The following is an 11,191-nucleotide window of genomic DNA, read 5'->3' as shown; positions in this document are numbered from 1 at the left end:
ACGCCGCACTGCCGGCGTCCCCGGCCCGCGAGCGGTGGTCAGTCCGCGGAACTGAGCACGGCGGCCACCAGACCGGGAAACCTGGTCTCCAGCTCGGCGATGCGCAACGTGTTCATCCGTTGCCTGCCCTCGTCGTACTGGCGGATGAGGCCGCCCTTGCGCAGGGCGCGGAAGTGGAAGCTCAGGGTCGACGCGGCGACCGGGAGCCCGAACGTGCCGCACGGGCGGTCGCCCTCGGCCTGGAGCAGCCGGATGATCGCGCGGCGAGTGGGGTCGGCGAGGGCGTGCAGCACGTCGTCGACGGTGATCTCGTCGAGTTCGGGGTGCGAGACGCCGGTCCAGCGGCCGAGGGGCACGAGCCTGTCCTCCCTGGCGAGGTTCTCCAGTCTTTTCGACACTTCACGAAGACTCTACCTCCCATCCGGTCTATTCGTTGAGCATCGAATAGACCGGATGGAAAGGCTCTGCCCATGCGATCCCGTCAGGTGATCCTGTCCGCCGTCGTCGTCGCCATCGCACTCGTCGCCGCACCCGGACCGGCTTCGGCCGCGCCCGGCGGCGCACATCCGCACCCGACCCCCTTCGGCCCGCAGCGGCCGCACGAGCCCGCCGTGGCGGGCCCGGTCAACATCGACAAGGGGTCCGTGACCTACGCCAGGGACGGTGGTTCCCGGTCCGGGGTCACCGTCTCCTTCACCAGCCTGCGCTCCACCACCACCGGGGTGGAGCCGGCCGCGGCCCGGCAGTTCGTGTTCCTGTTCGACCGCTCGGTGCACTTCAGTCCGCACTTATTCCCGACCTGTGATCGATCGGTCATCGCGAAGCTGGGCGCGGCGGCCTGCCCACCGGGCTCCCAGGTCGGTTCCGGCCGGGCGGTGTTCTACCGTGGCGGCGAAAGCGAGGTGCTGGTCTTCAACACCGTCCTGGGCCAGGGCAGGCGCGGCGTCCTGATCCACATTCCGGTCACCGGCGCCATCCTGGAGAACACCCTGGAGCGGGTGGTTGGCGGCTACCGGGAATCCTATGGCTGGGGCCTGGACGAGATCCTGCCGGTGAGCGACATCCCGCCACAGGACCGGCCCAGCACCAAGGAGTTCTACGTGACCTTCGGCGCTGTCCACAAAGGACAGAGCTTCGTGCGGAGCTTCGCGCGGCCGGGCGCCAGGCTGTCGGTCGGGGTGTGGAGTGAGTACGTGACCGGCCAGACCACCCTCACCGAGGGCACGGCGGTACGGCCGTGACGGCCTGACCCGCGCCGGTAGCTCAGTACTCGCTGGGGACGCCGCACTCCACGGCGTCCCCAGCCGGCCGTGCGAGGATGCGCGGATGGGGCGGATCCTGTGCATCGGACGAGGCGGCAACCTGGCGGCGGCGGACTGGGCCGTCATCGGTCCCGCCGACCGCGCGACCCGGCAGCTGCTGCGCGACCGGGGCATTCGCGCGTTCCTGGAGCTCGGCCCGATCGGTGACCGCGCGGAGCTGGTCGAGCAGGTCGAGCGGATCACCGAGCTGGTGGCGGAACTGGCGCCGGCGGGCATCGCGCTGCGCCTGGCGCACGCCGAGCTGGACGCGGAGGTCGCCGCGAACGTCCAGTCCGCCGCCGAGGCCGTCGACCCGGCAGTGGAGATGCTGCTGATCTGCGCCAGGGAACCCGACTTCGCCGCGCTGGACGAGTTCGCCGACCACTACGCCATTCCCGGCGCGGACGCCAAGATCCGGCACCGGACCCTGCGCACCGTGCTGACCTTCACCCCCGGCTCGGCCAAGCAGGTCGACGGCGTCTACGTGCCGCACTAGGTGGGGCCTGCCCCACCCCCGGGACGGCAGTGGTCTGGACCCTCGATGCGGGTGCTGTCTGGCTGGGTCGGCGCGGCCGGAGTTCCTAGCCTTGTGATCACCGGCCACCGAGTAGCGGCGGCCGGTGAACACGGGGAAGGCAGCCTTGACGATGAGACGCATGACCGCACTGCTGACCGCCGCGGCGGCCGGGGCCGGTTTGCTGGCCGGCGCCGGTCTGGCCGGGGCCGAGCCGGAGGCCGCCGGACGTGGTGGGGCAGAACGGTTCTACCAGCAGCGCCTGGACTGGAAGGCTTGTGGCGACCAGGATCTGGACGCCGCGGGCGCCCAGTGCGCCGAGGTCACCGTGCCGCTGGACTACCAGCAGCCCCGGGGCCGCACCATCACCGTGGCGATCTCCCGGCTCAAGGCCACCGACCCGGGGCAGCGGCGGGGCATCATGCTGTCCAACCCCGGCGGACCCGGCGGCCCCGGACTCGGCCTGCCGCTGAAGATGCGGCCGAAGCTGAACCCGGACGTGCTGGCCCGCTACGACCTCATCGGCATGGACCCGCGCGGCGTCGGCCGGTCCAACCCGGTGGACTGCGGCTGGCCGGTGGGCTTCATGCTGCGCTCCTCCGGGCTGGACCGGGCAGGCTTCGACCGCACCGTCGCGTTGCAGGCCGACCTGGCCCGCCGGTGCGCGCAAACCCAGGGCGACACCCTGCGGCACATCACCACCCGGAACACCGCACGGGACATGGACGTCGTCCGTGGCGCCATGGGTGAGCGGAAGATCAGCTACTTCGGCTACTCCTACGGCACCTACCTGGGTTCGGTGTTCACCCAGATGTTCCCGCGCCGCAGCGACCGGATCGTGCTGGACAGCGCGGTGGACTCCAAGCGGTACTCCCAGCAGATGGTGCGGGACATGGGCCCGGCGAACGAGCGGGCCCTGGATGACTGGGCGGCCTGGACCGCGGCCAGGGACGGCGAGTACCGGCTCGGCCGCACCGCGGCGCAGGTGCGCGGCGCGGTGGAGGAGCTGATCCGCCGGTCCGCGCGGCAGGCCATCCCGGTCGGGGAGTACCAGGTCGACGAGCACATGCTGCCCATGGTGCTGTTCGAGCAGGTGGGCGACACCCGCCTGAACACCGTGCTGGCCGAGACCGTGCGGGTGCTGACCGACGCCGCCGACGGCAAGCAGGTCAGCCCCAGCCCCGGGCTGCTGGCCAGCCTGCACGTGCTGAGCAGGCGGGATCCGAACGCGCAGCTCTCCGGGCAGGCCGCGATCATGTGCGGGGACGCGGCGGTGCGGCGTGACCCGGAGTGGTACTGGCGCAACATCCAGCGCAGCCGGGCGAGCCAGCCGGTCTTCGGCGCCTTGGCCAACGGCATCAACCCCTGCGCCTTCTGGGCCGAGCCCGTGGAAGCGCCGGTGATCGTGCGCAACTCGGTGCCCGCGCTGATCGTGCAGGCCACCGAGGACACCCGCACCGCCTACGACAGCGGGGTCGACCTGCACCGGGCCATGTCCGGCTCGCGGCTGATCACCCTGCCCGGGGTGCGCGCGCACGGCCTGTTCTCCCGCTACCCCAACGGCTGCATGGAGAACGCGGTGAACACCTACCTGCGCGACGGCGTGCTGCCCGGCGGCGACCTCACCTGCCGCGGCGACTGATCAGCGGGACTTACCAGGGCGGGCCGCACGCGGTCCGCCCTGGCCGCGTTGGAACCGGATGCCCAGCGCCAGGAAGATCGCGCCGGAGACCATGGCGTACCAGGCCAGCAGCGTCCACAGCGAGACCTCCTGGGTGGGCACGTTCATCACCAGCACACCGGCCACAATGGACAGTGTGCCGCTGATCGCCAGGCCGATCCGGGTGTAGAGCTCCCTGGCCCGCGCGGCGGCCAGCGCCTGGCCGATGCCGTTGACCACCGGCCAGCCCGAGGTGGTCACCACCAGGCCCAGCAGGCCGATGAACGGGTCCACCGCGAAGGCCAGCGCGGTGATCGCCACCCCGGCGAGCACGAACAGCGCGGGCAGTGCGAACAGCGAGCGGTCCAGTGCGGGGGACTGCTTGCCGCGCAAGGCCAGCAGCAGCCCGAACACGCCCTCGGCGACCAGGTACGCCACCAGCACACCGAACTGCACCACCCAGTCGGTGTCCGGCCAGGCGAAGGCGAGCACGGCGAACAGCAGTGCGAGGGCGCCGCGGACGGTCAGCAGCCGGTGGTGGTCACGCAGGAGTTCCAGCACCCGCCCATGATCGCAGCCTGCCGGACGGCGCCGTTTGTTGTGGGTCGCAACGACCCTGGTCGTGGCCCGATTGGCGGGTTGCGCTACGCCGGGCAAGCGCTTACGGTGCTGATCACTCCGAATAGACAGGGAGGTTTCTTAACTTTTAAATCCCTCGTCGACGCCGGCCAGCCAACACCGCCGCCGCCGCCACGCGCCGGATTCGACACAGGCTCGTCGAGGAGAAACACACCGCCATGAGAATTCGTGTCCTTCCCGCACTGATATCAACGGCTGTGGTGGTCACGCTGACCCAGTCGTTGCTCACCGCAAGCGCCGCAAACGATTCCCTGCTCTCGCTCAACAAACTGACCACCACCTCGTCGAACGAGACCGCCGAGCTCGACGGCGGCAAGGCGGTCGACGGCGACACCACCACCCGCTGGGCCAGCGCCGAAGGCGCCGACCCGCAATGGATCGCGGTCGACCTGGGCGGTCCGGCCATCGTGAACAGGGTGAGTCTCACCTGGGAGACCGCCTTCGCCAGCGAGTACCAGGTGCAGGCATCCGCCGATGGCCGCACCTGGACCACCATCCGCTCGGTCACCGGATCCGACGGTGGCGTGGACGAGCTGACCTCGTTGAACACCAACACCAGGCACATCAGGGTGCACGGCACCCGCAGGGCCACCACCTACGGCTACTCGCTGTTCGAGCTGTCGGTCTACGGCAGCCGCACCGGGTCCGGCGACATCCAGCCGCCCACCGCGCCCACCGGGCTGGCCTCGCCCTCCTCCACCGCGGACAGCATCACGCTGTCCTGGAACCCGTCCTCGGACAACGTCGGGGTCACCGGTTACGAGATCCTGCGTGAGGGCAACCTGGTCGGCTCCTCGGCCACGACCTCCTTCACCGACACCGGACTGGCCTCCGGCGCCACCTTCAACTACGCGGTCCGGGCCAGGGACGCGGCGGGCAACATCTCCGCCGAGAGCGCCCCGTTCGCCGCCCGCACCCAGCCCGGCACGCCGGGCGGCCAGGTGGTGGTCGCGGTCGGTGACATCGTGCCGGTCTGCTCCGGATCCACCTGTGCCAGCACCAAGACCGCGGCGCTGGTGGACAAGATCAAGCCCTCGATGATCATCACCGCCGGCGACAACCAGTACAACAGCGGCACGATCGAGGAGTTCCGCAAGTACTACGAGCCGACCTGGGGCCGGTTCAAGAACATCACCAAGCCCAGCCCGGGCAACCACGAGTACGACGACCCGGCGGGCAAGGGCAAGGGGTACCGGCAGTACTTCGGCGCCGCGGCCTCACCCCTGGGTGGCGGGAAGATGTACTACAGCCACGATTTCGGCGACTTCCACTTCGTCGCGCTGGACTCGATGGCGCAGAAGGCCAACGACCGGGCCCAGCTCGACTGGTTGCGCGCCGACCTGGCCAAGAACCAGAAGCGCTGTGTGGTGGCCTACTGGCACCATCCCAGGTTCAACTCCGGCCACTACGGCGACAACCCGAGCATGGCCCCGCTGTGGGACGAACTGGTCAAGGCCAAGGCGGACCTGGTGCTCTCCGGTCACGACCACCACTACGAGCGGCTGAAGCCGTTGAACTCCAGCGGCAAGGTGGACGAGGTCAACGGTATCCGCTCGGCGATCGTCGGCATCGGCGGCGACTCCATCTACAACCAGCAGCACGTGCCCAGGGCCGGCATGGAGGTCTACATCAAGAAGCACGGCGTCATGAAGCTCATCCTCAACGGCGCCAGCTACTCCTGGGAGATCGTCGGCACCGACAACAAGCTGCTGGACAAGGCCGGCCCGTTCACCTGTCGCTGAGGGGGTAGCACCCGATGTATCTCGCCACCACCCGGGCCGCCGGCACCCCACACCGCGAACGTGGCGGTGCTCGGCGGGCGGTAGCCGGAAACGTCCTCGCGCTGGGTGCGGTCAGCCTGGTCACCGACATCTCCAGTGAGATGGTGACCGCTGTGCTGCCGCTCTACCTGGTGCTGGGGCTGGGATTCAGCCCGTTGCAGTTCGGGTTGCTGGATGGGCTGTACTCCGCGGCCACCGCGATCGTGCGGGTCCTCGGGGGGCACCTCGCGGACCGGTGGCAACGCCGGAAACTGGTGGCGGGGCTTGGCTACGGCGCGTCCGCCGTGGCCAAGCTCGGGCTCATCGCGGCCGGTGGTTCCGCCGCCGCGATGGGCCTGGTGCTGGCCGTCGACCGGACCGGGAAGGGACTGCGCACCGCACCGAGGGACGCGCTGATCTCGTTGTCCACCCCGGCCGATGAGCAGGGCAGGGCCTTCGGGGTGCACCGCGCGATGGACACCGTCGGCGCGTTCCTCGGCCCACTGGCCGCCTTCCTGCTGCTGGGTGTCGTGGCCGGTGGCTACGACACCGTGTTCTTCGTCAGCTTCTGCTTCGCCACCCTGGGCGTGCTGCTGTTCGGGCTGTTCGTCCAGGACAAGCGCGGACCGGCCACCACCGAACGGATCCCGCTGCGCGCCTCCTTCGCCCTGTTGCGCGGCAAGGCCTTCCGCCGGATCGTGCTGTGGGCGTCCCTGCTCGGCCTGGTGACCGTCGGCGACTCGTTCCTCTACCTGTTGCTGCAGAAGCGACTTGAGGTCGAGCCCGCCTACATCGCCATGCTGCCGCTGGGTACCGCGGGGGTGTACCTGTTGCTGGCCATGCCCTTGGGCAAGCTGGCCGACCGGATCGGGCGCTGGCGGATGTTCCTGGCCGGGCACGTGCTGCTACTGGTGGCCTACCTGCTGGTGGCCGGGCTGGCCGACGGGATCCCGCTGCTCGTCGGCACCCTGCTCGCGCACGGCATGTTCTACGCCGCCACCGACGGCGTGCTGATGGCCGCGGTCGCCCCGCTGGTGCCCGAGGACCAGCGCACCAGCGGGATGGCCGTGCTGCAGACCGCGCAGGCGGTGGCCAAGCTGCTCTCCGCGGTGGCCTTCGGCGCCGCGTGGACCTGGTGGGGCCTCTACCCCGCGGTGTTCGCCGCCTGCGGCGCGCTCGCGCTGGTGGTGGCCGCGGCGGTGTTCCGGCTGAAGGAGGCGCGATGAGCACCAAGCTGCGCATGCTGCTCGCGGTGCTGGCCGCGGTCCTGCTCGGCTCGGCCGCGGTGGTCTACACCCTGCACGCCAGGGCCACCGCGCCGGACCAGCAGCCCGCGGCCGACCTGGCCATCGACCCGGCGCCGGTGCGGCTGGACGAGCCCGGCAGGCTGGTCTTCCGCAACACCGCGCCCGGCCCGCACTTCGGCGTGGTGGCCTCGGTGCCGCGGGCCGATCCGGGCGGGCCGCGCCGGGTCAGCCAGCTGCGCTGCGACCGGTTCTCCACCGGCGGCGACCGGGGCCTGTGCGTGGCCGCGGAGGCCGGGCCCGCGCCGAGGGCGGTGGTGATCCTGCTGGACGCCCAGCTGACCGAGCTGAAGCGGTTCGAGATCCTGGGCACGGTCAGCCGCGCCCGGCTGTCCGCGGACGGCAAGATCGCCGCCTGGACCACCTTCGTCACCGGCGATGCCTACAACGCGACCAGCTTCTCCACCCGCACCGGCATCTACCACCACGAGCTGGACCGCTTGCAGACCAACATCGAGGAGATCCCGCTGCGGCTGGGCGGTCAGCAGCACATGGCCGAGGACGTCAACTTCTGGGGCGTCAGCTTCACCCCGGACAGCGAGACCTTCTACGCCACGGTGTCCACCGGCGGCCGCACCCACCTGGTCCGCGCGGCCTACCGGGACTGGCAGGCCGAGGCGCTGCGGGAGAACGTGGAATGCCCCTCGCTGTCCCCGGACGGCAAGCGGATCGCATTCAAGAAACGCATCTCCTCCGACGGCGCCCGGCCCTGGCGGATCCACGTGCTGGACCTGGCCACCATGGCCGAGACGGCGATCGCGGAACCGGCCGGGATCGACGACCAGGTGGCCTGGCTGGATGACAAGACGCTGGTCTACGGCCTGCCGGGGGAGGAGGTGTGGACCGCGGCGGCCGACGGCTCCGGGGCCAGCAAGATGCTGATCCGGTGGGCGTCGTCTCCTTCCGCCACCAGGACCGGTTGAGCAACGCCAGGTATCGTCGGCGGTCGTGTCGAGTCCGCGCTTGCTGGCCACCAGCGATCTGCACTGTGACCGCGCCGCCAACCGCGAGGTGGTGGCCGGTCTCCGCTCCGAGTCCGATCAGGACTGGCTGATCGTGGCCGGGGACGTGAGCGACACGATCGCCGACGTCGACTGGGCGCTGCGCACGCTGCGGGACCGCTTCGCCAAGGTGATCTGGGTGCCCGGCAACCACGAGCTGTGGACCGTGCCCAAGGACGAGGTGCAGCTGCGCGGCGAGGCCAGGTACCGGCACCTGGTCGAGCTCTGCCGCGGCCTGGGTGTGGTCACGCCGGAGGACGAGTTCCCGGTGTGGCACGGCGCGGAGGAGGACCTGGTCATCGCGCCGCTGTTCGTGCTCTACGACTACTCCATCGGCCGCCGGGTGGACGAGACCAAGGACCAGGCGCTGGCCCGCGCCCGCGAGGCCGGGGTGGTCGGCACCGACGAGGTGCTGCTGCACCACGACCCCTACCCCAGCCGGGACGCCTGGTGCCACGCCAGGGTCCGCTACTCCCGCCAGCGGCTGGACGCCATCCCGGCGGAGCGGCGGACCGTGCTGGTCAACCACTTCCCACTGCACCCCGGCCCGACCAAGCGGTTGCACTACCAGGACTTCGCGCTGTGGTGCGGCACCACGCTGACCGAGGACTGGCACCTGCGCTACCGGGCCGCGGTGGTGGTCTCCGGCCACCTGCACATCCCGCTCACCGACAAGTTCGACGGGGTCCGGTTCGAAGAGGTCTCCCTGGGCTACCCGCGCGAGTGGCAGCCGCGCAAACGCCGCCGCCCGGTGCTGCGCGACGTGCTGGTGGACTCCGAACCGCAGTACCCGCTGCCGGCATGATCGAGGAGCTGCTCCCCGACGGCGTGCACGCGGCCGAGGTGGTCGGCGACGACCCCACCGCCTACCTGCTGCCCGAGGAACACGCCGCGGTCGAACGCGCGGTGGAACGCCGCCGCAAGCAGTACACCCAAGCCCGCACCTGCGCCCGCCGCGCCCTGGCCGCCCTGGGCCTGCCGGAACAGCCCATCCTGCGCGGCCCGAAACGGGAACCGCTGTGGCCCAACGGGATCGTCGGCAGCATCACCCACTGCGAGGGCTACTGCGCGGCCGCGGTGGCCGACCGCGCCGGCATCCGGTCGGTGGGCATCGACGCGGAGATCCACGACGTGCTGCCGCCGGGCGTGCAGCGGATGGTGGCGGTGCCCGCGGAGCAGGAGTGGCTGGCCGGGGCGGGGGACGGGCTGCACTGGGACCGGGTGCTGTTCAGCGCGAAGGAGAGCGTGTACAAGGCGTGGTTCCCGATCACCGGCGCGTGGCTGGGATTCCAGGACGCGGAGCTGACCTTCGACCGGGAGGGCGGGTTCCGGGCCCGGATCCTGATCGAGCCGCCGGTGGTGGACGGGTACCGGGTGGACGGGTTCACGGGGCGGTACCTGGTGCGGGACGGGCTGGTGCTGACCTCGGTGGTGGTGCCCGGATAGGGCACACGAACGGGGGAAATCGTACACATAAGTACCCGTCGTGTGTACGATTTTCTCCGTGGAGATAGGGGCTGAGGAGGAGCACACGGCGCTTCCCTCGCCGTTCACCTACAACGACGCCCGGGACCGGGGGATGTCGGACCGGCGCCTGTACGCGCTGCGCGACTCGGGAGCGATCGAGTCGATAGGTTGGGGCCTGTTCCGCTGGGCGGATGACGGGCAGCTCACGGATCCCGACCTGCTGGAGATCGCCGTGCGAGCGCCCGAGGCGACGCTGTGCCTGTCGAGCGCGCTGGCCAGGCACGGCCTGACCGACCAGATCCCGGCCACGATCGATGTCGCTGTGCCCCGCGGCCACACCCGCCCCAAGGTCCGGGCACCGGTCTCCTGGCACCTGTTCGCGCCGGAGACCTTCGCGGTCGGCCGGGAGCGCCTGGCGCTGGACCAGCGGCACCACATCGGCATCTACAACGCGGAACGGTGTGTTGTCGACGCCTTCCGGCTGCGCAGGTGGGAAGGACCCGAGTTAGGCAACGAGGCGCTCCGGCGATGGCTCCGGCGACCAGGCAGTCAGCCTTCGTCGTTGCTGCGTATGGCCAGCGCGTTTCCCCGTGCCGAGAGATCCCTGCGACACGCACTCGAGGTTCTTCTGTGACTCCGGTTCGCCCCACGCGATCCACCAAAGCCGGCCGTGCCTACCTTGACCTGCAGAACCTGGCCCGCAAAGCCGGACGGCCAACCGATGAGCTGCACCAGCTCTACGCGCTGGAGGGCTTCCTGACCCGGCTCACCAGCTCGACCGAGCCAGGTCGGCTGGTGCTCAAGGGCGGCGTGCTGCTCGCGGCCTACGACACCCGCCGCCCCACCAGAGACGTCGATCTCCTCGGCCGGTGGATGTCCAACGAGACCACCGCTGTGCTGGAGCTGGTGCGGTCGATCGCGGCCCTGCCGATCGACGACGGCCTGGAGTTCGACGTCGACTCGGCGACGGCGGAGACCATCCGGGATGAGGACGACTACAGCGGGGTCCGGGTCACGATGACCGGACGCCTCGCCGCCGCACGGCTGAGTCTGCACGTTGATGTCAACGTGGGCGATCCGGTCTGGCCCGAACCGCAGACCGTCCTGTTGCCCCGCCTGCTGGCTGACCCCTTGCCCATCATGGGATATCCGCTGGCGATGGTGCACGCGGAGAAGATCACCACGGCGGTGCAGCGGGGTACCGCGAACACCCGGTGGCGCGACTTCGCCGACGTCTACCTGCTGAGCCGGCGCCACGACGTCTCCGGCGACGAACTGCGCACCGCGTTCACCACGGTGGCCGCCCACCGCAAGGTGGATCTCGTGGTGCTCAGCGAGGTGCTGGACGGCTTCGCCGAGCTCGCACAACCCCGCTGGCTGGCCTGGCAACGCAAACAGCGCCTGGGTGAGCACCTGCCCGCCAGTTTCGCCGAGGTGATCGCCTGGCTGACCGCCTTCGCCGACCCGTGCCTGGCCGGCCAGACCGGCGGCAAGAGCTGGCTGGCCGCCGACGGACACTGGCGGTGAAGCCGGTCGGCGCGCGCC

The 11,191-nt window shown here is 70.6% G+C and carries 12 protein-coding genes; 10 read left to right on the top strand and 2 right to left on the bottom strand.

Annotated features, from left to right (window positions below; genetic code table 11):
• Positions 1 to 38 precede the first annotated feature (38 nt).
• Positions 39 to 398: a helix-turn-helix transcriptional regulator gene (locus M8C13_RS03230; RefSeq protein ID WP_252478926.1), complete on the bottom strand. Its 360-nt coding sequence runs from the start codon at positions 396 to 398 to the stop codon at positions 39 to 41.
• A 72-nt stretch (positions 399 to 470) separates the two neighbouring features.
• Here M8C13_RS03230 and M8C13_RS03225 point away from each other — a divergent pair, with 72 nt between their 5' ends.
• From M8C13_RS03225 to M8C13_RS03215, 3 genes are all read left to right on the top strand, one after another.
• Positions 471 to 1,241: a hypothetical protein gene (locus tag M8C13_RS03225; protein WP_252478925.1), complete on the top strand. Its 771-nt coding sequence runs from the start codon at positions 471 to 473 to the stop codon at positions 1,239 to 1,241.
• Positions 1,242 to 1,326: 85 nt separating this feature from the next.
• Positions 1,327 to 1,797, top strand: a complete 471-nt coding sequence (locus M8C13_RS03220; protein WP_252478924.1) for a hypothetical protein — start codon at positions 1,327 to 1,329, stop codon at positions 1,795 to 1,797.
• 160 nt (positions 1,798 to 1,957) lie between these two features.
• Complete coding sequence (locus M8C13_RS03215; protein ID WP_252478923.1) at positions 1,958 to 3,457, top strand: alpha/beta fold hydrolase; 1,500 nt, start codon at positions 1,958 to 1,960, stop codon at positions 3,455 to 3,457.
• On the opposite strand, the gene M8C13_RS03210 is transcribed toward M8C13_RS03215, so the two are convergent.
• The gene (locus M8C13_RS03210; RefSeq protein ID WP_252478922.1) at positions 3,458 to 4,036 is read right to left on the bottom strand and encodes a DUF308 domain-containing protein; all 579 of its coding nucleotides are present in this window, start codon (positions 4,034 to 4,036) and stop codon (positions 3,458 to 3,460) included.
• Positions 4,037 to 4,314: 278 nt separating this feature from the next.
• Here M8C13_RS03210 and M8C13_RS03205 point away from each other — a divergent pair, with 278 nt between their 5' ends.
• The 7 genes from M8C13_RS03205 to M8C13_RS03175 are packed head-to-tail and all read left to right on the top strand — an operon-like array spanning position 4,315 to position 11,173.
• On the top strand, positions 4,315 to 5,856 hold the full coding sequence (locus tag M8C13_RS03205; RefSeq protein WP_252478921.1) for a discoidin domain-containing protein: 1,542 nt from the start codon (positions 4,315 to 4,317) through the stop codon (positions 5,854 to 5,856).
• 14 nt (positions 5,857 to 5,870) lie between these two features.
• Positions 5,871 to 7,100 carry an MFS transporter gene (locus tag M8C13_RS03200; RefSeq protein ID WP_252478920.1) on the top strand — a complete coding sequence of 410 codons (1,230 nt, stop codon included), beginning with the start codon at positions 5,871 to 5,873 and terminating at the stop codon, positions 7,098 to 7,100.
• Positions 7,097 to 8,101, top strand: a complete 1,005-nt coding sequence (locus M8C13_RS03195; RefSeq protein WP_252478919.1) for a hypothetical protein — start codon at positions 7,097 to 7,099, stop codon at positions 8,099 to 8,101. Before M8C13_RS03200 ends, M8C13_RS03195 begins: the two co-directional genes overlap by 4 nt.
• Before the next feature lie 25 nt (positions 8,102 to 8,126).
• Entirely contained in the window at positions 8,127 to 8,984 is an 858-nt protein-coding gene (locus M8C13_RS03190) for a metallophosphoesterase (RefSeq protein ID WP_374213015.1), read from the top strand.
• Complete coding sequence (locus M8C13_RS03185; protein ID WP_252478918.1) at positions 8,981 to 9,625, top strand: 4'-phosphopantetheinyl transferase; 645 nt, start codon at positions 8,981 to 8,983, stop codon at positions 9,623 to 9,625. The genes M8C13_RS03190 and M8C13_RS03185 overlap by 4 nt, the downstream gene beginning before the upstream one ends.
• A gap of 58 nt (positions 9,626 to 9,683) precedes the next feature.
• Positions 9,684 to 10,280 carry a hypothetical protein gene (locus M8C13_RS03180; RefSeq protein ID WP_252478917.1) on the top strand — a complete coding sequence of 199 codons (597 nt, stop codon included), beginning with the start codon at positions 9,684 to 9,686 and terminating at the stop codon, positions 10,278 to 10,280.
• Complete coding sequence (locus M8C13_RS03175; protein ID WP_252478916.1) at positions 10,277 to 11,173, top strand: nucleotidyl transferase AbiEii/AbiGii toxin family protein; 897 nt, start codon at positions 10,277 to 10,279, stop codon at positions 11,171 to 11,173. The genes M8C13_RS03180 and M8C13_RS03175 overlap by 4 nt, the downstream gene beginning before the upstream one ends.
• The last annotated feature ends 18 nt before the right edge of the window (positions 11,174 to 11,191 follow it).

This window comes from Crossiella sp. SN42 (assembly GCF_023897065.1).
Classification (GTDB): domain Bacteria; phylum Actinomycetota; class Actinomycetes; order Mycobacteriales; family Pseudonocardiaceae; genus Crossiella.
Note: the sequence above shows the minus strand (reverse complement) of the source record. Positions and strands in the feature narration are given on the sequence as shown.